This window comes from Rhizobium sp. BK512 (assembly GCF_014194915.1).
GTDB lineage: Bacteria > Pseudomonadota > Alphaproteobacteria > Rhizobiales > Rhizobiaceae > Rhizobium.
In genome coordinates this window covers 312734-332022 of record NZ_JACIAS010000009.1, presented here as the reverse complement: position 1 = coordinate 332022, position 19289 = coordinate 312734, and the positions used below count along the sequence as shown (strand labels likewise).

Annotated in this window: 21 protein-coding genes; 12 read left to right on the top strand and 9 right to left on the bottom strand. The window is 57.0% G+C overall.

Annotated features, from left to right (window positions below):
* Nucleotides 1-124: 124 nt before the first annotated feature.
* The 5 genes from FHX06_RS29100 to FHX06_RS35755 all read right to left on the bottom strand — a co-directional run bounded on the left by FHX06_RS29100 (nucleotide 125) and on the right by FHX06_RS35755 (nucleotide 4558).
* Nucleotides 125-490: a hypothetical protein gene (locus tag FHX06_RS29100; RefSeq protein ID WP_162738572.1), complete on the bottom strand. Its 366-nt coding sequence runs from the start codon at nucleotides 488-490 to the stop codon at nucleotides 125-127.
* A 216-nt stretch (nucleotides 491-706) separates the two neighbouring features.
* Entirely contained in the window at nucleotides 707-880 is a 174-nt protein-coding gene (locus FHX06_RS29095; RefSeq protein WP_183881751.1) for a hypothetical protein, read from the bottom strand.
* A gap of 834 nt (nucleotides 881-1714) precedes the next feature.
* Nucleotides 1715-2299 (bottom strand): hypothetical protein, encoded by a 585-nt coding sequence (locus FHX06_RS29090; protein ID WP_183881749.1) that lies wholly within the window; start codon nucleotides 2297-2299, stop codon nucleotides 1715-1717.
* Nucleotides 2300-2404: 105 nt separating this feature from the next.
* Nucleotides 2405-2548 (bottom strand): hypothetical protein, encoded by a 144-nt coding sequence (locus tag FHX06_RS29085; protein ID WP_162738570.1) that lies wholly within the window; start codon nucleotides 2546-2548, stop codon nucleotides 2405-2407.
* Nucleotides 2549-3757: 1209 nt separating this feature from the next.
* Complete coding sequence (locus FHX06_RS35755) at nucleotides 3758-4558, bottom strand: transposase (RefSeq protein WP_183881746.1); 801 nt, start codon at nucleotides 4556-4558, stop codon at nucleotides 3758-3760.
* A 489-nt stretch (nucleotides 4559-5047) separates the two neighbouring features.
* On the opposite strand from FHX06_RS35755, the gene FHX06_RS29075 reads away from it, so the two are divergent.
* From FHX06_RS29075 to FHX06_RS29055, 5 genes are all read left to right on the top strand, one after another.
* Complete coding sequence (locus FHX06_RS29075; RefSeq protein WP_112543314.1) at nucleotides 5048-5299, top strand: AbrB/MazE/SpoVT family DNA-binding domain-containing protein; 252 nt, start codon at nucleotides 5048-5050, stop codon at nucleotides 5297-5299.
* A complete protein-coding gene (locus FHX06_RS29070) occupies nucleotides 5296-5694 on the top strand; it encodes a type II toxin-antitoxin system VapC family toxin (protein ID WP_183881744.1) in 399 nt (132 codons plus the stop codon). Before FHX06_RS29075 ends, FHX06_RS29070 begins: the two co-directional genes overlap by 4 nt.
* Nucleotides 5695-6467: 773 nt before the next feature.
* Nucleotides 6468-6779 carry a DUF982 domain-containing protein gene (locus FHX06_RS29065; RefSeq protein ID WP_112971320.1) on the top strand — a complete coding sequence of 104 codons (312 nt, stop codon included), beginning with the start codon at nucleotides 6468-6470 and terminating at the stop codon, nucleotides 6777-6779.
* Between the two features lie 164 nt (nucleotides 6780-6943).
* Entirely contained in the window at nucleotides 6944-7390 is a 447-nt protein-coding gene (locus FHX06_RS29060) for a transposase (protein ID WP_112971321.1), read from the top strand.
* Between the two features lie 210 nt (nucleotides 7391-7600).
* On the top strand, nucleotides 7601-8035 hold the full coding sequence (locus tag FHX06_RS29055; protein ID WP_162728622.1) for a hypothetical protein: 435 nt from the start codon (nucleotides 7601-7603) through the stop codon (nucleotides 8033-8035).
* A gap of 573 nt (nucleotides 8036-8608) precedes the next feature.
* Here the strand turns inward: FHX06_RS29055 and FHX06_RS29050 are convergent.
* From FHX06_RS29050 to FHX06_RS29040, 3 genes are all read right to left on the bottom strand, one after another.
* Nucleotides 8609-8980: a DUF2147 domain-containing protein gene (locus tag FHX06_RS29050; RefSeq protein WP_112971323.1), complete on the bottom strand. Its 372-nt coding sequence runs from the start codon at nucleotides 8978-8980 to the stop codon at nucleotides 8609-8611.
* 24 nt (nucleotides 8981-9004) lie between these two features.
* Nucleotides 9005-10237 (bottom strand): SAM-dependent methyltransferase, encoded by a 1233-nt coding sequence (locus FHX06_RS29045; protein WP_112971324.1) that lies wholly within the window; start codon nucleotides 10235-10237, stop codon nucleotides 9005-9007.
* 237 nt (nucleotides 10238-10474) lie between these two features.
* Nucleotides 10475-11860 carry an NAD(P)/FAD-dependent oxidoreductase gene (locus FHX06_RS29040; protein WP_183881743.1) on the bottom strand — a complete coding sequence of 462 codons (1386 nt, stop codon included), beginning with the start codon at nucleotides 11858-11860 and terminating at the stop codon, nucleotides 10475-10477.
* A 163-nt stretch (nucleotides 11861-12023) separates the two neighbouring features.
* Here FHX06_RS29040 and FHX06_RS29035 point away from each other — a divergent pair, with 163 nt between their 5' ends.
* From FHX06_RS29035 to FHX06_RS29015, 5 genes are all read left to right on the top strand, one after another.
* On the top strand, nucleotides 12024-12809 hold the full coding sequence (locus tag FHX06_RS29035) for a DUF1295 domain-containing protein (RefSeq protein WP_113116008.1): 786 nt from the start codon (nucleotides 12024-12026) through the stop codon (nucleotides 12807-12809).
* The gene (locus FHX06_RS29030) at nucleotides 12806-13849 is read left to right on the top strand and encodes an SAM-dependent methyltransferase (RefSeq protein WP_183881741.1); all 1044 of its coding nucleotides are present in this window, start codon (nucleotides 12806-12808) and stop codon (nucleotides 13847-13849) included. Before FHX06_RS29035 ends, FHX06_RS29030 begins: the two co-directional genes overlap by 4 nt.
* Entirely contained in the window at nucleotides 13846-14388 is a 543-nt protein-coding gene (locus FHX06_RS29025; protein ID WP_113116006.1) for a hypothetical protein, read from the top strand. Before FHX06_RS29030 ends, FHX06_RS29025 begins: the two co-directional genes overlap by 4 nt.
* Nucleotides 14389-14417: 29 nt before the next feature.
* Entirely contained in the window at nucleotides 14418-14948 is a 531-nt protein-coding gene (locus tag FHX06_RS29020) for a lipocalin family protein (protein WP_183881739.1), read from the top strand.
* Between the two features lie 405 nt (nucleotides 14949-15353).
* Nucleotides 15354-15962: a J domain-containing protein gene (locus FHX06_RS29015; protein ID WP_112971329.1), complete on the top strand. Its 609-nt coding sequence runs from the start codon at nucleotides 15354-15356 to the stop codon at nucleotides 15960-15962.
* 32 nt (nucleotides 15963-15994) lie between these two features.
* On the opposite strand, the gene FHX06_RS29010 is transcribed toward FHX06_RS29015, so the two are convergent.
* Nucleotides 15995-16441, bottom strand: coding sequence for a hypothetical protein (locus FHX06_RS29010; RefSeq protein ID WP_112971330.1), 447 nt, complete (start codon nucleotides 16439-16441; stop codon nucleotides 15995-15997).
* Nucleotides 16442-16979: 538 nt separating this feature from the next.
* Between FHX06_RS29010 and repA the strand changes: the two genes are divergently transcribed.
* Both repA and repB read left to right on the top strand, forming a co-directional pair.
* On the top strand, nucleotides 16980-18215 hold the full coding sequence (gene repA / locus FHX06_RS29005; protein ID WP_183881780.1) for a plasmid partitioning protein RepA: 1236 nt from the start codon (nucleotides 16980-16982) through the stop codon (nucleotides 18213-18215).
* Nucleotides 18212-19189, top strand: a complete 978-nt coding sequence (repB, locus tag FHX06_RS29000) for a plasmid partitioning protein RepB (RefSeq protein WP_183881737.1) — start codon at nucleotides 18212-18214, stop codon at nucleotides 19187-19189. The genes repA and repB overlap by 4 nt, the downstream gene beginning before the upstream one ends.
* Nucleotides 19190-19289 lie beyond the last annotated feature (100 nt).

Genomic DNA, 19289 nt, shown 5'->3' with positions numbered 1-19289 from the left:
CCGAGGCTGAAGAACGATACTATGCCATGCTGGACGCACCAGCATTGGCCGCATAACTTAAACCAAACGGTCTCCGGTAAAGCCGGCGCGGTTCAGATGGCCCACCGCCCTATCATCAGATGAGTTACTTGGAATGAGCTTTGGGTGCCTCATCTGACTTCTGGAGCGGACCTTTTCCGACAAGGACATGGTTCACTTCAGCACCTATCTCCAAATGGGGACATATATCCCGGTTAAACGATTGCCTCTCTTTGTCCCGAACCCCTTCCTCAACCAACTTTTTCGCTTCTGCGGTCGTCAGCCGCGCCTCTTTGTAGAGTCGGTCTAAACCTGCCTGGCTAAGTCGGTACCCGCAGGGCTTGGCATAAGCGATCAACGCGCTAAACAGCTCGGCAGCATCCAATTGTTCTTTGTCCAACTGAGCCTGCGCAGCGTGTCCAATAGAGGTTGCAATCAAAACCCCGGTAAACCGTAACTTCCAATGACTCAATATCGCCCCCAATGTGCTCTCGCGGCAATGTACAATCTCTCAAGCGCGTTGCAATGAGAAGGCTAGCCGACCACACCACCGCCACATCATCATCGGGCGTCCGCCACTTGTTGCAGCCGGTGAAAAAGCCTCAGTGTGTTCCATCCTGCGAGAAGAACGAAGACTAGACCCGCAGCCGAATGCAGCGCTGGGTAAGTCATCATGTACTGCGCATCATCACATTGCTGGCCCGGTGCCTCCGAACAGCCTCGATCGGAATAAATCGCTCCATGCAACGAGAGCCAACAGTCCGAAACCAAGGAACAACATCAAACCAATAACGCTCGCAAACGCGGCTACTACCAATACAACCGTTTGCTTGAAGTTACTCGGAGATTTGTCATTGTTCATGGACGGCCCCCTGGTTTCGCGCAACTACGGGTACAGCGATTCATCACATCCGCTAGAAAATTAGCGCAAGGTATACCGAGCCTAGTCGGTTGTCATCAGCGGCAGTAACCCGCCGCCCATCACCATTTGCTTCGTAAACCGGGGACGGGCTATGAACTAGATAAGATAATTGGCCGATCGATTCTGCGAGGCGCCTGTGCACGTTTCTATCAAGGCACGGAAATTGCTGGTCCCCTGCCCTTAGCTATTTTTATTTGTTCCTGGTTTCTAATCTGCGTTTTGTCGTTCATTATGGCGGGGTTTTTCAATTTCGTTCCGTCTGCCGATTGGTTGGCAGAGACAAATCTTCTCCGGACCATCGCCGGCTCCCTCTCTGCGGCGCTTTTTGTTTGGGTTTTTTGGAAAGGCGGCGGACGGCTTGGGGTGAGCAAACTGAAGCGAGTCGTCTTTACGATAGCCAGTCCGTTTGTCGGTTACGTTGTGGGAGGCAATATGCTGTTGATTTGGCCGATGCTGCTCTCAATATTCGCAGGCCATGAAGTTGCGCTTCCTTTTACTGTACAGAAAGCAACCGATCACGGTGGAGGGATCTGCCGCGCTCCTGTGCACTTGGAAGACATGCCTTTTCTTGTCGCTCGGGTGTGCAATGTTCCTGAGAGCATCAGATCAACCATTTCACCGGGCAACCGCATTGTCGTACGCGGTTGGGGAACGCGTCTCGGAGTGTACGCGCGTGATTTGAGCGTGACTGCCCCGAACGGATCTCGTCTCTAGTCAAAGGTCGTGCGGCTATCGGTCCTCCCCTCATCATTCGATGGGACTTAACCGCCGGCGCTAGCGAAAGAATGACCTAATGCTGGCCGGAATTTGGAAAGCAGCCATAAACGCGGCGCCATAACAGCCGAAGATGTGGATCATGCTCACCCAGATGTTCCGACCTATCGAGGAGGTGAAGTTCATCCCATAGCGTGAGTTGGTATCGCTGGGACCAATAAATCCTGTCACGAAGAAGCCGAGCACTAGGAGGATAAAAAAAGCTCCGTATCCTTTGATGTAGGACCTGTCGGATGAGAACAGTTGCGAAATAAACAGACCTAACACAGCGGGTAGCATTGTCATGCTTGCGAAGGATCGCGTTGCAACAAATAAGCATCGATCTGCTTGGGAATAGCGGCTGACATTCAGAGCGTTCATGATTGTCGTGTTTGGTGGCCAAAACTGCATCAGTATTTTGCTGTCGACGAACGCGCAGCTGACAGCCGCATTTTTCGCGAGAAAGAAGTAAGCGATTAAAACCAAAATGGAATAAATTGCTAACATCGCGAGCACGACGCGCGCCCACCGGTTCTTAATGGCTTTTTCTGCTTCCAACTCTTCGGCTAGGCCGTCGAATACTTCTTCCTCTGTCTTGTCATTCATCTCGCTTTTCCATGAACAAGTCGCCCGGGATAACATTTCGGAAATAGCAAGACAATGAAGGCACTCGGTGCAACTAGCCGCCCCATCGTCGTCAATCGATGGGTTTCAGTCATCGGTGATGTTCGCCTCGTTGGCTATAAAATCCATGAAGTTGTGGCTGTCCATCACGGTGTGGACGCCATTCGGATGGATGAAGATTACCAGCCAGTGCCGGCGATCGAGCTGCACAACCAAATTGATCCAGTTCATGGCTTTGCCTCCTGTTTGACAGGAGAACAGCACGGTCCTCGGCATGCGATCCAGTCGCCGATATGAGGGGAAAAAGAAGCCCGCCGAAGCGGGCGAGTTAGGGGTCACAACAGGAAAGTGGACCGCGCGGCGAGGGAGGGCACTGTTGGAGACAGTTTCACCATGCGATCCAGCGCTTCAACTAGCATTTTAAGCAAGAGTTCCCGGCCGTCCGATTGGGCGGTTTTTCCACTATCCGCATGCACGCGCGTCCGGTCGAAATGCATTGAAAGGGCAGGGCAAGGAAAAGGATGTCAGACGACATGAGCAACAACAATGACGCCATCGGGTCAATACCGATGCCATCACCGCCCAGCTCGGCGAGCGGGTCACCAATCTCGGGCGCCGGCAGACGGATCTCGAGACTGAGGTTCGATCCGGCCTCAAGAACATTGACCTAGTCGTCACGTCGCTTGCGAACGAAACTCGGGCCTCCATCGCCGCGCTGTCGACGAACCTTGCCGAGCGCAACAAGCCGCAATGGCAGGCGCTGGGCGTGGCGCTAACGTTCGCGGCAATGCTGGACGGTCTGGCATACCTGCCGGTCCCCGAGGCGACCAGCGACCTCAGTTATCAGGTTGCAAATTGCGCATAAACCTTGCGGCGCAGCAAATGCCAGAAAAAGTTCAGAAATCGTTAAGACCCAACCGCCCCATCATAACGCGGGCGATACGGACACTTCATAGCAAATGAAGATCGACACTATGATCCACAACACCGCCCACAGATGCAGTGCCTTCCGGCGCTGTGGCCATTTGCGCCCGGCGAGCAGGAGCCGCAAGGCTACGATGGTTTTGCTCTCGCCCCGAGAGCAAAAGGGGAGTGCGGTCATCCGCGCGCTTTTTTGACAGCGCTCCCCACCGTCTTCAGTCCCCCCGGGGGGCACCGGCCCCGCGCACCAGCGACTGTTGGGTGTGGCGTCGACTGGTCCAAAGCGGAGCCGGGGCGGGAATATGATACGGACGAGTTCACCCAGGCCAGTCGCCCACCGGGCTTAACCCTTCCGCCACACGCACAGGAAATTAAATAGATGAGAAGCGATCTGCTGCCGGACGCGAGACGGGCCAGGTGCGAGCAGGTTCCGCCAACTCTAAGCGCTTCACCTATTGTGGGAGGAAGGGCAGGGCCCGTCGATTTTTCAATGTACGTATCCCGGATACTATAATAGTCTTAGGCTAGGAACAGGACGCCTGCCTCGCGAGCGGCCTCGACGAATGTCTGGCGAGCCCTTGCCGCGGGTTGATATCCTTCAAGGGCACCCACGCATCCAAGCTTCGCGAGCTTGAAATACTGGCCACTCTCGACAGGCCACCTCTCAGACATATATTCAAGCGCTTCCGCCGGTCCGTCAATCGCCTCAAGCGTGCCGCCACCAAAATTAATATAAACGGGCCGAAGCCAAATCACGAGTGCGGCTTTTCTATTCCGCAGCATGCTGCTCCCCCCACTTCCGTGGAAAACAATATCAAGGGCACGAAATACATCAATAGAGCTACATAAAGTGAGCTTGGAATCCATTCTCGTTGCTGAGAAATTCGGTGAAATTGAGCAAGCATGATCGGCGGCACAAGGAGTTGGGCCGGACCGGTGCTTGGCGCACTGCTGCTTGCCTCCGTACAGCAGATCGCCACCGTCAATCTCGGGCTTCGTCGCCGGCACGAAGGCGGCGATGACGGCGGCATCGATCGGGTCGGTCTCGGCGCTGCGGCCGATGGCATGGGCATAGGCGCGCACCTGCGCCGGATTGACGACCAGCACCGTCGACCCCGCCGATGACAGCCCGGCCACCGCCAACGTCTCGAAGCCGCCTGTAGCCTCAAGGGCGATCGCATCGGCACCGATGGTCTTCAGCCGGCCGATCAGTTCATCGATGCCGGCATGATCATTGCCGACAGCAAAGGCCTCGCCCTGCGGCAGGACTGCCACGTCGAGCCGGTTCTTCGAAACATCGATGCCAACGATCGTCTCCATCTGATCCCATCCTTGCCTAAGCGGGCTTTGCTTTCGCAAGCGGCCCTGGCGACTGTTCGGGTTCAATGGAACGGCGGATGGAGACCCGAGCTTTCCCACGGGCTTGGTGTCCCAAAGGTGCATCGGTCTTCCATCCACCACCGCCACAGGCATTACAGCGCCGATAGCGGATAAAGGAAAGTTACAAGGGCAGCACCAACTCTTTCGCTTGATGACCTCTTGATCGAAGATCCGCAGTGCTCAGCATCTTGCTGAAAACACCTCGGGCGCTCGACCTCATCAGGGGCGCTCGCGCGCTGCTATCGACGACAAACGCCGAGTAAGCGGCAAGCCGTCAACGTGGCTGCCTGCCAACGCCCGTCGCCCCAGCATGGAGAGATTGGAACCATGCCATGATTCCCAGCTTTACTGGCGCGACATTTCCATTCATCGCTTGAAAGTAAGAAAAATTTACATTACTTTATCGCAAAAGCAGTGCGGAGAACTTTCATGCCTTCAGTTGCTCTCTCCATGAAAGGCCAGGTTACCCTTAAGCGCGACCTCCTTGCCCATCTTGGTGTGAAACCCGGAGAACGGATAGAATTCGAAAAGCTGCCTGGCGGCGAGTTACGAATCCGCGCTGTCCGGGCGACCGGCACGATCGGCAGTTTTATCGGACGGCACGCCGGCAAGTCCACAAAGGCGCTGACCATCGAGGAAATGAACGAGATAGCTGCTGAGGGCTGGAGCGACGACGCGTGAAAATCGCGGCCGATACAAATGTCCTGGCGCGGGCGGTTCTGCAGGACGATCCGCAGCAAGGCAAGGCAGCTGCAAAGCTTCTTGAGGAAGCCACACTAATCTCTGTTTCATTGCCAAGTCTTTGCGAGCTGGTCTGGATCTTGCGGCGCGGCGCGAAGCTGTCCAAAGACGATATCGCTCAGACAATTCGCGATCTTCTGGTCACGGCGAAGGTGTCGATGGACAGGCCTGCCGTCGAAGCGGGTCTGGCTGTCCTTGAAGCCGGCGGCGATTTCGCCGATGGCGTCATCGCTCATGAAGGAGCGTGGCTTGGCGGGGAGACCTTCGTGTCATTCGACCGAAAAGCGACTGATCTGCTTAAGCTTCAGGGTCGGCAAACGCTTCTGCTGAGCTAAATAAAATTCGCCGCGCGGGCGAGAAGTCTTGAAAACCACAACTATAAGTGGTGGATCGCATAATATGTATTATGGAACCAGCCACTTGTGAGTTCCGGAGCTATCACAGGACGAAGTTACAGGAACTAAAAAAGCACCTGCGGTCCGGTAAGATCTACCGTCGGAAGGATGTCGCCCAATGGTCGTCGTCCGTCGATCGGCATTTACAGCTGCCGCTGGCTGAAGATTACCTGACGACGCTATCAACCTGATCGAGGCCTTCCTGAAGGACGACCGTTATCTTGTCACCTCGCGTAATGCCATAACAGCTTTAGTCAAAATACTTGTCATGACGTACTGCGATAGATTCCTGAAACCAACGGGATCGTCATGATGCCTCTCAGGGCGTTCTGCCCGCATGGATTGTCGTTCACAAACAATTAACAAGCCAGGCGAGGTAAAAGGGTAGAAATACCCGAGCGCGTCGAGCGCGCTCAATTTGATCCGCCACAATACCTTTTCGGATAGCGGTGATATGCGCAGTCGCCCGATACCAGATTGAACGCCTCCGGTTGCATTCAACTACGAATCCTCGCATCTCGTTATCGCTGCCTTCGTCCACGTCGCAACAACGGTTGATCGCAGCTTAGGGCGCTCCGACGCATGGTCGTTGAGCGCCCTTGCTTTTGTGACGCACAGCTTCAACGAAGGTTGGTTCTGCAGAAATATTCAATTTTAAATTAAATAATTCGCGCGTATGTTGCACGGAATTTAATGCCTTTGGGTTGAGGGCCATGTCCTGGGATACGTCATCGACATTTACGCCGATCGGCATTGTGCGGCACGGTACAGCAACGCGAAGGGTTGTGCGGACGCTGGGGGATGCAGCCCATCTCCTCATGAAAGATTGGCCGTCTGATGACGGCGAGGAGTATGTCGCTGCCGTGAAAGCCTGCGTCGACGCGATTACCGGAGAAATTTCCCCAGATCAATTTCGTGAAATCTTCTTGCTTGCTGCCAATGAGGCCGGAATTACCGCTCTAACGGTCGTGCATCATGAACTGGAGCGACCTCAACCTGGCCGGTCTTCCCAACAGTGCAATTGACGTCCAATTTCGAAGCTCCGATCGACCACAAGAAGTTCAGGCCGCTGGCAATCTGTCTGCCGCACTCCTTCGGTGGAGGCGGGCTCATTGGGGTTTTCGATGCCGCGACGTTGACTCCAGCCCCGACCTGGTCGAAAACGCGTGGAACAACATGAGGATCATCGATGGCCGACGAAGAACTCCTTGCACCGTCTGATAACATCACAACAAAGACTGAAGCGGAGTCCGCTCGCGGCAAGCGGTCGAGGTCTAAGAAACCAACGGCGGCAAAGGCTGACTCGACCATTCAAAAGACGGCAAAGCCCAAGGCGCGCGGATTGAGTGATGACGAGAAGCGCGGGAAAATCAATCAAGTTGAAGCTGCCATTGCCGGTGGCGAAACATTGAAGGATGCCGTGAAGGCCGTGGCGATATCCGACCAGACCTACTACACGTGGAAGAAAGCCCTTGCTGTAGCGCCTCCCGGAGCGTCCGCGAACACTGCCACGTTGGACGACGAACTCGCTGAATTTGCCCAGCTCGAGGAAGAAAATCGCAGGCTGCGGAAGTTGCTCGCCGAAAAACTTCGCGACGAAAATACCTCGCTGCGCAAGCGGCTAGGTATGAACTAGCCAAGGCTTCATGTTTGAGATGACTTCACTAACGAGGCAGTGGGCACTGCGCTCGATCAATTGATGTGAAGCTGGGGAACGATGAGAACAACACAGCGCAACTTCGTCGTCGAATACAAGAATCGGCGGCAGGCCCAAGTTCGATCTCCATCCATTTGGGGCAACCTCGATCTGCGGGCCGTTGCGCTGCAGATCGAAACTGATGGCGTCTTGCCTGATATCGACGGGGCAGACGCGGAACCTATTGCCAATGCTGTGGTTCCCGGCTTAGCGAGTACGTCCTCGATGGAGCCTTGTGTTCCGACCGGAACGATCCTGACCGAGCATAATTTAGCCCCGCAAGGACTGGACCATGAGCTTCCGGCCATCGATACGACCGCGGCGCATGACAATCCGCCAATAGCAATTAAGCCTGTTCGTTCTTCCAAGCCTGACAATCGCGCCTCTTTCCCGGAGCGCGTAGTCGGGGGACGCCTCGAAGGCTTTGTCCACGATAACGGCGAGGACGATCTTAACGCGCTCGAGGAGGAGAACCGCCGGTTGAAGAGGCTGATGATCGTCAAGTTTCGTCAGGAAAATGCCGAGCTGAGATCGATGCTGAAGCGGTTCGGTGCCGAACATGTGGAGCGTTCTCTCCGGATTTAGACGGCGGCCCGTTGGCCCAACAAGTCGTTCGCGACCTAGCTGGCAGCCGGCGGGATGGCCACCTTCATCGGGGAACTTGAGCTCCTAGACAGGCTGCGCTTCAAAGCGCTCGCGGCAAGAGCAGGCCGCGCGGCCGATAGCATTTGCGAGATGCGCCAGGGACCACTTCGCGCGTGAAACTGGGCGAGAGACTTTGAGAGGATCAGGCTATGCATTGCATATCCTGGCGGGTTCCCGTACTAGCCCGGATCATCATACGAGGGTGGACCGTACAGCCGACTTTAGTGGGGTCAGGGCTTCAGTCCCCCGGCTGCACGGCCCGCGTATGAAGCCCGGCGGCGAGGTAAAGTTCCCGCAAAAAATGCGCCACGATGAATCAACGTTTCTACGTGGTTAACGTCCGCAAAGAGACGCCTGGCCTGCCTTAGGCAGTAGGTAGGAACAATTATGCGTTTCTGAAGTTGTCGGAGCGGGATCGCGCGGCGGGTGTTTGCCAACCTTCGACACCCTAACCTCAAACTGTGCGATCCCGCCCTGCCCGACCGGCTTCGAAGCGAGCATGAGCGTCAATCCTCACTTAATCCGCGCCCATTCCACGCCCTTGCACAGGAGGCCGGCAATGATGCATCCCTTCGTGACCATCTTGTCTCCATCGACCGTTACCGTCAGGCTGTAGGTTAAGTCACGCTGTGGATCAAAAGCTGTGCCGGAATAGACCCCGCTCGTGCCCCTCTTGATGGTCATGACCAGCTTGTCGCCCTGTTTTTCCTTGGGAGTCCCTGGCTTTATCCACGTGTTGATTGCGCAGAGATCGGAGCCACACGGCGCGATCCTTACGCTGGCATTCCCGTCGCCTCGCGCCCACCGACCTTCGATATCGGTGGCATTTGCCATGCCGTACAAACAAAGGTTGACAGCCATGGCCGCCGGGATCATTGGTGTCATCTGTGCTCTCCTTGGTTGCGCGACCTATGAATGCTTGATGGTATAGAGCCCAACATTGATACTGCCCTCTTCGAAACCTGCCTCGCAGTAACAGAGGTAATAGTGCCACAACCGCTTGAAGCGCTCATCGAAGCCAAGGGTTGCGATGGCGGGCCAGCGGGCATGAAACCGCTTGCGCCACTCCCGCAGCGTTCTTGCATACGATTTCCCGAAGTGGTCTACCTCTTGTAGCTTGAGCCCGGACGAGGTGATCGCAGCGACGAGCGCTGGCTCGGACGGCAGGAATCCCCCTGGGAATATATATTTCTGGATAAAGTCGATGCTGCTGCGATAGCTTCTGAAACGCTTGTCCTCAATGGAAATGATCTGCAGAACCGCACGGCCCTGCGGCGCCAGGCATCGACGAAGGGTCTCGAAGTAGCTCGGCCAATATGCTTCCCCGACTGCCTCGAACATTTCAATCGACACGATGCGATCGAACTGTCCGTCCGTGTCGCGGTAGTCCTGCAGCCGCAGATCGATTTGCTGGCCCCTGCCGCTCGCCACGGCTACCTCTTGTGCCCACCGAAGTTGCGCGGGCGAGAGCGTCAAACCGACCACCTGCGCGTTAGAATGCGTGGCGAGATCAGCGGCAAGGGCGCCCCACCCGCAGCCGATCTCGAGAACGCGTTCGCCACCTCGAAGAGCAAGTTTCTCGCGGATGCGCGAAAGCCGCATCTGCTGGGCGGCTTCCAGTGTGGGCGTCGTGTCGTCGAAAATCGCCGAGGAATAAAGCATCATGCTGTCGAGCCACTCCCGATAGAAGTCGTTGCCGAGATCGTAATGCGCTTCGATATTGCGGCGACTTCCCCTGCGCGTGTTGGCATTGAACCGATGGCCGATCCGATTGAATAGCCGCATCAGGATGTTGCCGTTGATCGCGCGCGAAAGCGCGTCGCTATTCCTCGCCGCCAGGCCGATCAACGCGGTCAGGTCCGGTGTCGTCCAGTCCTCGTCAAGGTAACCCGCCGCAAAGCCGACATCGCCGGCCGTGAGCAGATGATATAACATCCGCCATCGCCGCATGATGAGCATCGCATCCGGCCCCTGTTCAGGTCCGACTTTTTCGATGACAGTGCCATTCGGAAGCACGATCCGCAGCCGGCCAAAACTCATCTCCGAAATAAGCCGCGCTACGAGACGGCCGCCAGGGCCAAGCTTCTTTGTGTTGCCGGAAGGAGCGAGTGGAACGCCAAGGGAATCGTCAGGCTGGCTCATGGCTTGCCGTCCTCCCGCTCAAGCATGATTTGTTGGGCGTTGGGCGCAGGAACGAGCCACGCGTGATCGGCAGGCGGCGGCGGCCGGACAGGCTGCGGACGCGCGCCACCCGGATCGCCGACGTCCCGACACTGATGTCGCGAGTTAGCGCGCATGATATGTTCACGGGCCGCCGCGTCTTTGACGTCCGCTGCAATGTCAACATCTGGCCGAGGACGGCCGGCCAAGCTTTTGTCCTCATGCCAGCACCTCCAGCTCGACGGGGCGCTCTGCCGGCCGGGTCAGGGGCTTGCGCACGATGCGCGCGCTTTCCTGCGCCACCTGCCAGGGTCGCCGCAATCCGCCGAGCTCTTCCGCCACGGCCAGCCCCGCTTGAAGGCCGTCCTCGTGGAAGCCCGCGCCGAAATGGGCTCCGCAGAACCACGTGTTGCGCTTTCCCTGCAGCGACCATAATTCCTGTTGCGCCTGCTCGGTTTCAAGGTTGAAGACGGGATGGTCGCAGACTTCGCGACGAAGGATGCTATCCGGACGTGGCTCGCGTTGCGGGTTCAAGGTGACGAATGTCGGTGGCGCGGTGCCGAGGGGCTGCAGCTTGTTCATCCAATAGGTAATCGAGGGCTTTTGCGCCTCGTCGCACCCGTCCGTTCGACGGTCGACGACATAGTTCCAGCTCGACCAGGCGGCGCGCCGTTTCGGCATCAGCCCAGTATCGCCATGAAGCACAGCCTCGTTGCGCGAATAACGGAAAGCGCCGAGGACGCGCCGCTCTTCATCGCTGGCATCGGCAAGCATGCGAAGCGCCTGATCGGCATGCGTAGCCACGACCACATCATCAAATGCCTGCTGCTGACCGGAACCATCATGAACTATAACCCGCCCCTCCTCGCGACGAATGACCGTAACCGGTGTCGAGATCCGGATCTTGTCGGAGAAGCGTTGGCTCATGCGACTGACATATTCACGGCTTCCCCCTTCCACCGTGCGCCAGGTCGGTCGGTTCCACAATCTGAGCAGGCCGTGGTTACAGCTGAATTTCACGAAACCGGCGGCGGGATAGGCCGCGACATCCATGGTCGGCGTCGACCACATGGCGGACGCCATCGGGTAAAGGTGATCATAGCGGAATGCGCGGCCATAGCCGTTTAAGTCGAGATACTGCTCGAGCGAGATGCCGTCCATCGTCGCCAGATCGCGCGGCGCGTTGCGGTAAAAGCGTAGAAGATCGCGCATCATTGACCAGAAGCGCAGGCTAACCGCGTTGATCGGTTGCGCAAGCAGCCCCAACCCGGTCCCCCCGGAATATTCGAACGCGCCGTTGTCCATCGAGACCGCAAAAGACATGTTGGACGCGGCCGTGGGCACCTGCAGCATATGGAAGAGTGCCGTCAGGTTAGGATATGTCAGTTCGTTGTAGACAATGAAGCCGGTATCAACCACGACGGGCCCGCTCGCGCTTTCGAATTCCATCGTATTGCTGTGCCCGCCGATCCGATCGGCCGCCTCATACACAGTGACCTCGTGGCGGTGCGAAAGTAGCCATGCGGCGGAAAGCCCGGAAATCCCGCTGCCCACGATTGCGATGTTCAGGCGCCGTTCGCCCGGGACCCGCTGATAAAATGTCATCAATTCCTCTCGTCGACGCCTTCTGCTCCGCAAGGCAGGTACGAAAGCTCGCTCGGCTCGGTTCGTGATCGGCGAAATTATTTTTTCAGAAATGACGAAAACCGCTGACCCGCGCAGACCGTAGATGACGACTGCGAAGTTAAACGATAGTGGAAGGACGGACATGGAGGTTTTCCTCACCATCGCAGTCTGCCTATCGCTTGCCATGGCCGCCGCCTGGGGCGTGCAGCGCGTCACGGGCCTGAGCGGCTGGATCGACACGGTCTGGTCACTTGCGGTCGGGTCTGGCGGCATTGCTGCCGTGCTCATAGCCGACGGAGATTTTTGGCGGCGCATGACGGTGCTGGCACTGATAGGCGCCTGGGCGGCAAGGCTTGCCTGTCATATCGGCGCGCGGACCCGTGGCGGCCAAGAAGATCCGCGCTACGCCAGGTTAATCCAGGAATGGGGTGAGACCGCCGCCTGGAGGCTGTTTCTGTTTCTACAAATCCAGGCGCTCGCCGCCTTCATCCTTGTCTTGGCCGTCCATATGGCTGCAACCAATGACGCGCCCTTCGCGCGCGCGGTGGATGTCGTGGCAATCCTTATCGCCGTCGTTGCGTTGGTCGGAGAGACAATCGCCGATCGCCAGCTCGCCCAATTTCGTCGGACCCCTGCGGCCAAGACCGAGACTTGCGAAATCGGGTTGTGGCGCTACTCGCGCCATCCCAACTATTTCTTCGAATGGCTCTTCTGGTGCGCCTGGCCACTTCTATCCTTGAGCTCGTCCGTATCGACATTTGCCTCGCTGCTGGCGCCGGCGCTGATGTACTGGCTCCTGGTGCATGTTTCGGGAATCCCGCCGCTCGAAGACCACATGCTGCGAACGCGCGGAGACAAGTTCCGCATCCTTCAGAGGCGCGTCAACGCGTTCTTTCCGGGACCCCGTCGAAACGGAGAACTGCCATGAACATGTTGGCTTTTGCCATAAATACCGTTGAGCGCACGCCGTTGAGCGATGGCATGACGCTTGCCGGCATCGATTTCCTCTGCAGCCGCACCAGGCGAAAGCTCGCTGCCAGCCCGGCTTCGGATGAACAGGCTTTCGTCGACACGATGATGCATTTTCCCGTCGCGGCTCATCCCCACGAAGCCAATCGCCAGCATTATGAAGTGCCGCCGGAGTTCTTCGCCTTGGTGCTCGGGCCGCAGCGCAAATATTCCTGCTGTCTCTATCCGACGTCGACCGCGACGCTCGAGGAAGCAGAGACTTATGCCCTCTCCGAAACGGTGGAGCACGCCGCGATCGAGGACGGCATGAACATTCTTGAACTTGGTTGTGGCTGGGGTTCGCTTTCGCTTTACCTTGCCCAGCAATTCCCCAACTCCCGGATCACGTCGGTGTCCAACTCCGCGTCACAGCGCGCCTATATTCTGGATGTCGCAGCTAGATACGGTTTCACCAATCTCACAGTCATCACTGCCGATATGAACCATTTTGCCACGGATGAGCGTTTCGATCGCGTCATCTCGGTAGAAATGTTCGAGCACATGTCCAACTGGAGCGTGCTTTTGGAGCGCGTACGAGCCTGGCTAAAGTCGGACGGGAAGCTTTTTCTGCACGTCTTTACGCACAAGGATCGCTCATATCGCTTCGACCATGGCGATCCGGCCGACTGGATTGCACTTCATTTTTTTACTGGCGGCATTATGCCGGCGCATGACCTGCCCCACAAGTTCGCCAGTCTCTTCAAGGTGGAGAAGGAGTGGCGCTGGTCGGGTTCGCATTACCGCCGCACGGCGCTCGACTGGCTCAACTCCTTTGATGAAAGAATCGATCGCATCCAGCCAATCTTGCGCGAGGTCTATGGCAAGGACGCTTCGCTCTGGCAGCGCCGCTGGCGACTGTTTTTCCTCGCGACCGCGGGCCTATTCGGTCACGAGAACGGCAATGTCTGGGGGGTCGGCCACTATCTCCTGTCCCCGGCTTCGACCGAGTATTTTGCATGACGGCCAAAAACGAGCGGCGCCATCTCGACCCCCAGACACAGGCGACTGTGGCGATCGTGTGGGTTATCTTGATAAACAAACCCTTCTATCCGCTCTACGTCTGGTATCTGGTCGGCAATGGCACGACGGCAGCGCTGGCCACCCTGCTTGCCGCCCCGCTGTTCATCATCATTGCCTTCATGGCCCACCTTGCACCTCTGGCCGCCCGGATCGCGCTGCCGCTGGTCGCCACGCTCGATACGCTCTTTGAGACAAAGCTTTTTGGTACCGGCTCCGGCACGCAGCTTTTTCTGGCCCCTTGCATCATGCTGGCAGCTCTCTCATTTCGCGCCGAGGAAATATGGTGGCAACGCAGCATGGCCGTCTTCGTGTTCCTGGCCTTCGTTTTATCTCGCTATGGCCTCGGTCAGCCGCTGCATGTGTGGAGCGATCCGGATCTGACCATTCTTCTCAATCTCAACAGCTTTGCGGTCGCAAGCCTCATGGCGTTGATCGCAGTTCGCTACGCAGGGATCATGACCCAGCCCAATCACCATTAACGCATATGTTGCATCGGAAGGACGCCATCATGTCATCACCTTGTAGTTTTTCGGCCGTTTTTGCCGCCACGCTCGCCTTGACCGTCGGCTTTGCAACGCAGGCTGCTACCGCGCCGGCCGTCGTCAACGTTGGACCGGACCACTATTCCGGAACTTGGCTCGAGATCGGACGGACACCGATGTCGCTGACCGATGGCTGCGTTGCCGGTTATTCGACCTACCGGAAGGGCCAGGTGCCGGACGAGGTTCTCGTTGAGGACGGATGTCACGTTCATACGCCACAGGGGCGCCTGAAGACCATTCACGGAACCGGCAAGATCGAGGATTTTGGAACAACGAATGCGAAGATGCGTGTCCGCTACCCGTTCTTCATCACATTCAAATATTGGGTTCTCTACAAGTCGCCTGACAAGGCCTGGTTCATCAGCGCCAACCCGTCAATGACCGATCTCTGGATCTACTCGCGCACTATTCCCTCAAAGGCGAACCTTCGTCGCATGGTGCGCAAAGCCGCCGACCTCGGCTATGATGTTCGCAAGCTCGAATTCCCTGCTCAGTGATCGACGATGCTCGAGGCGCGCGCGCTCATCGCATAGTGCTGGCTTTCCTGTCTGTAACGATCGGTCCTGGTTCGCGCCGGTGCCGATGTCGGCTTCAGTGAGGAAGCGGTCGTGGACCAGCGGGTTGTCCTTGATTGATGACGCGAGCGGCGGGCATCGCATTGAAGCGGGCTTCAGGCGATCGCTGAAAGAGCGTGCGCGTCCGGATGAAGTCTTTCCGCCGTACAATGCGTTGTATTGCCCGCAACGAAAGCGTTGTTGACGACCACTTCGAATTGGTTTCGAGGCCGATGCGTTCGACGTTCCCTCGCCCGTTCCAATGGTCGCATCACGCCGGGCTTGAGCAGATCTTGCCCGCGATTTACCTGTCTTGCCATAGACGCTCGTTGGGCCATAAATGCCGAGATGAGCCATGTACCGAAGATTTTCGTCAGTTTGAAACCGACGCGCAAGAAAGTGGGCCAGCAGCGTGAGAGCGTTGGTCCGAAATGCCAATGGGACGGCTGCGACAAGGATGGGCCGCATCGCGCGCCAGTGGGAGCCGATGCAGAGGGTCTCTATCTTCTGTTCTGCTCCACCCATTTGAGCGCCTATACCAAGGGATACAACTACATTACGAAACTTTCCGACCCGGTGACTGCTCGCTATCAGCGCGAAGCGGCGCGCGGCGCGCTGCCCACCTGGGGAACCCGTGCCACCGCTGCATTGGAGGTTCCTCTCCCCTCGTCCGTCCGTTCCGGAACGGCCAAAGCGATCAATTTGCGCAAAAAGGCCGCGACATCGCAGGAGAAGAAAGCGGATCTTCGCCTGCGAAAACTCAAGGTACTTGAAGCCAAGGCATTCGAAACGCTCGGCCTTGCCGACGACGCGGAACCTGCAGAAATTAGAAAAAAATACAAGGAACAGGTCAAAATACATCATCCTGATGCCAATCAGGGAGATCGGGCGTCGGAGGATCGTCTGAGGGCGATTATCGAGGCCCATAAGATCCTCAAGATCAACGGCTTCTGCTAGGGTCCGTGGTCGGCCCGCGCGACCTTCACTTTTCAGCCTGCGTGGGCCGCGCCGCGATAGCCGATTTCCTCCTCAAATGCCTGAATTTCGGCCTGAGCTCGCTCGGCTGGCAATCGTCCGGAACTGATCATTCTTTCCGAGCACCATTTGAATAGCTGTAGGTACGCCTTGGCTTTGTCGCCAGGAGTCCGTTGGTCGGACTGTGTCCGCTCGCTGAGGAGCGCAGCCGAAACATGCTCGGCAATCATCATATGCGCCGCGTCGCTGACAGACCATCCTCGCTTGAGGATCAAGTCCGTGGCAAAGGAGCCCTCAGTAGACAGCTGCCTGGAAAGCTCTTGAGAAACGGAATCCATGGCTTTTTCGATCGAGGTCCCCCTGCTTCGAAACCGAACCCGAAGCTTTTCTACCTCAGACCAAAGTAACTGGACCTCGGGAGAGAAAGAACTGTGTTTCTTTCGTTTGAAGAAGCCGAACATTTTGCCGCTCTCCCTTTGAAAACACTGATTCCGTTGAAAAAAGTCTAAGCCAAATCCCTTGCCCGGTCCACTCGCCCGCAGGCGCGAAATGCTGGCGGAAAAAGCACATTTAATGTAGTCGACGCTGCTCCTCTATTGCCTGTTTTAGGGGGCTAAGCTCCTGCAGAGGGCGTCGGGCTAGTGACCTGAAGCGGCCGCGTGCCTGCCGCCCATATCGCTCACTGAGTCGCACCTCATTGTCTCGCGCAAGAGGGCAAAACGATCGGCGGGACGGTGCAATGGGCTGGATGCCTCGATTTCGGGCTGTTATCGACTCATTTTTCAAGGCCTCGGTCGAGCGCTCATGCGCCCCTGAAGCCATTAATTTTGCTTGGGTTTTGGCAATTTTTCCGTTTGACAGGCTGCTCGCTTACCGTTCGTGTAACCCATTGTTAACCCAATGGTCTTGCCCTGTGAGGGGAATCGGGTCTTATTCCTTATCTGCGGTGTCAGCTCGTTGGTTGGCTTTTTTCCGCATGTGAGGCCCGCAGGCGATAATATGATGAACACCGCAAAGGCAAAGGAAAGCCGAAACTCTTCTCTCCGCTTCACGATTGCGGAGCACGCCTCGTCGCTTTCGACCAAGCTGCAGGAACATCAAACAAATATCTTTCCGCCCCATGCTCGTAAAGGGATCCGGGCCTTCACGCCGTCTGAGGCTGCCAAGCTGCTGGGTGTCGCTGAAGGATATTTGCGAACCGTGGCCGTCGACCTCGAAAAGAAGGCTTCCGAAGGAGGGGGCATCGAATTCAGGCCCGCCGTTGCCGGCGGTCGGCGCATGTACAGCGTCCAGGAAATCTCAGCAATTCGCGCCTATCTCGACCGCCCAGGTCGAACAAGCGGTCGCTATCTGCCTCATCGACGTGACGGAGAGGAACTGCAGATCATTTCTGTCATGAACTTCAAGGGAGGTTCGGGCAAGACAACGACCTCGGCGCACCTTGCACAATATCTCGCGCTGAGGGGATATCGGGTTCTGGCGATCGACCTCGATCCTCAAGCTAGCCTGTCGGCCTTGTTCGGAAACCAGCCGGAAGTCGACGTTGGTCCGAACGAGACGATCTATGGTGCCATCCGGTACGACGAAGAGCGCCGTCCGATTCAGGAAATTGTCCGCGGGACGTACATCCCTGATCTCCATATCATCCCGGGAAACCTCGAGCTGATGGAGTTCGAACACGATACGCCAAAGGCGCTTCTTCAACGCAAGCCGGACGACATTCTCTTCTTTGCCCGGTTACAGGCCTCCATCCGGGAAGTCGAGCACGCCTACGACGTCGTCGTGATCGATTGCCCTCCGCAGCTGGGATTTCTTACGCTATCGGCCCTCACAGCGGCGACATCGGCTCTGATCACGATTCATCCTCAGATGCTGGATGTCATGTCGATGAACCAGTTCCTTTCGATGATGAGCGCGCTGCTTGAGGAAATTGCCGAAGCTGGAGCCGAAGACCGTAACAATTGGATGCGCTACCTCATTACCCGCTTTGAGCCTACCGACGGTCCACAGAACCAGATGGTCGCGTTTCTTCGCTCGATGTTCGGCGAGGATGTGCTCGTCAACCCGATGCTGAAAAGCACGGCGGTCTCGGATGCCGGAATAACCAAGCAGACCCTGTTTGAAGTCGAGCGAACGCAGTTCACGCGCTCGACTTATGATCGCGCCATGGAATCGATGAACAACGTCAACGGCGAGATCGAGTCCCTTATCAAGGCGACGTGGGGGAGATCATGAGCCGGAAGAACCTCCTCTCCTCCCTGCACGGTGACAGCACGACGCCGCCGCCACATTCCAGACCGTTCATGGATGCCGGCAAGTCGAAGCCCATGACGGCCGTTAGCAAATCGCTTGGCGACCTCAATGACCGCAGCCGACGCGCCAATGAGATCGAACGGCGGCTGGCGGAAGGTCAAACCGTCATCGAGCTCGATCCGCAACTGATCGAGCCCTCCTTCGTGCAGGACCGCATGGGAGGAGATATTTCCGGGCTTGTCTCATCGATCAAGGAGCAGGGCCAGCACGTCCCGATCCTGGTGCGTCCTCATCCGGAAAAGCCTGGCCGATATCAGGTTGCATTTGGTCATCGGCGTCTTCGCGCAGCTTTCGAAGCTGGCCTTCCAGTCAAGGCAGTTGTCCGCGATCTGACGGATGAACAACTGGTCATCGCCCAGGGCCAGGAAAACAACGAACGCCAAGATCTTTCCTTCATCGAGAAGGCGCGGTTTGCCGCCCGTCTTAAGGAAGACTTTTCGCGGGAAGTCATCATGTCCTCTATGTCGCTGGACAAGAGTACGCTCTCGATCATGCTTCAAATAGTCGATCTGCTGCCAGCCGAGCTGGTCGAAGCCATTGGCCCTGCTCCCGGCGTTGGGCGGCCAAATTGGCAGCAACTCGCAGCCTTCATGGACAAGGTTGAGGAGCCTTCTGAGGTCTGCACCTATGCGGAGGGTTTGGGCCACCTGGCTTCGGAGGAACGTTTCAGGCAGACCCTGGCACATCTGAAACCAATCAATGTGGAAGTGGGCAGTTACAATATGCTGTCGACACCCGACGGGAGCCGGCTTGCGCAGATCAAGAACAGCCGGTCGAAACTCGAAATCACAATCGACAAGAAGTCGGCGCCGGATTTCGCTGCCTTCTTGATAGAGCAACTGCCTGCGCTCTTTGAGGCGCATCAGACGACCAAGCGCAACAAGAAGGACGTGTAACCCGCAAAAGAAAAGAGCCCCAAAACGTCGCCGTCTCGGAAGCCCTGATCTGTTTCTAGCACATCCAGATTCGCATTTCCGAGAATCATCGTCAAGAGTC

Excerpts from the sequence above, each read along its gene's own strand:
- FHX06_RS29095 (WP_183881751.1), bottom strand. The coding sequence starts at position 880 with ATGAACAATGACAAATCTCCGAGTAACTTCAAGCAAACGGTTGTATTG.
- FHX06_RS29090 (WP_183881749.1), bottom strand. The coding sequence starts at position 2,299 with ATGAATGACAAGACAGAGGAAGAAGTATTCGACGGCCTAGCCGAAGAG.
- FHX06_RS29085 (WP_162738570.1), bottom strand. The coding sequence starts at position 2,548 with ATGAACTGGATCAATTTGGTTGTGCAGCTCGATCGCCGGCACTGGCTG.
- FHX06_RS35755 (WP_183881746.1), bottom strand. The coding sequence starts at position 4,558 with ATGGAGACGATCGTTGGCATCGATGTTTCGAAGAACCGGCTCGACGTG.
- FHX06_RS29075 (WP_112543314.1), top strand. The coding sequence starts at position 5,048 with ATGCCTTCAGTTGCTCTCTCCATGAAAGGCCAGGTTACCCTTAAGCGC.
- FHX06_RS29065 (WP_112971320.1), top strand. The coding sequence starts at position 6,468 with ATGTCCTGGGATACGTCATCGACATTTACGCCGATCGGCATTGTGCGG.
- FHX06_RS29060 (WP_112971321.1), top strand. The coding sequence starts at position 6,944 with ATGGCCGACGAAGAACTCCTTGCACCGTCTGATAACATCACAACAAAG.
- FHX06_RS29050 (WP_112971323.1), bottom strand. The coding sequence starts at position 8,980 with ATGACACCAATGATCCCGGCGGCCATGGCTGTCAACCTTTGTTTGTAC.
- FHX06_RS29045 (WP_112971324.1), bottom strand. The coding sequence starts at position 10,237 with ATGAGCCAGCCTGACGATTCCCTTGGCGTTCCACTCGCTCCTTCCGGC.
- FHX06_RS29040 (WP_183881743.1), bottom strand. The coding sequence starts at position 11,860 with ATGACATTTTATCAGCGGGTCCCGGGCGAACGGCGCCTGAACATCGCA.
- FHX06_RS29035 (WP_113116008.1), top strand. The coding sequence starts at position 12,024 with ATGGAGGTTTTCCTCACCATCGCAGTCTGCCTATCGCTTGCCATGGCC.
- FHX06_RS29030 (WP_183881741.1), top strand. The coding sequence starts at position 12,806 with ATGAACATGTTGGCTTTTGCCATAAATACCGTTGAGCGCACGCCGTTG.
- FHX06_RS29025 (WP_113116006.1), top strand. The coding sequence starts at position 13,846 with ATGACGGCCAAAAACGAGCGGCGCCATCTCGACCCCCAGACACAGGCG.
- FHX06_RS29020 (WP_183881739.1), top strand. The coding sequence starts at position 14,418 with ATGTCATCACCTTGTAGTTTTTCGGCCGTTTTTGCCGCCACGCTCGCC.
- FHX06_RS29015 (WP_112971329.1), top strand. The coding sequence starts at position 15,354 with ATGAGCCATGTACCGAAGATTTTCGTCAGTTTGAAACCGACGCGCAAG.
- FHX06_RS29010 (WP_112971330.1), bottom strand. The coding sequence starts at position 16,441 with ATGTTCGGCTTCTTCAAACGAAAGAAACACAGTTCTTTCTCTCCCGAG.
- repA (WP_183881780.1), top strand. The coding sequence starts at position 16,980 with ATGATGAACACCGCAAAGGCAAAGGAAAGCCGAAACTCTTCTCTCCGC.
- repB (WP_183881737.1), top strand. The coding sequence starts at position 18,212 with ATGAGCCGGAAGAACCTCCTCTCCTCCCTGCACGGTGACAGCACGACG.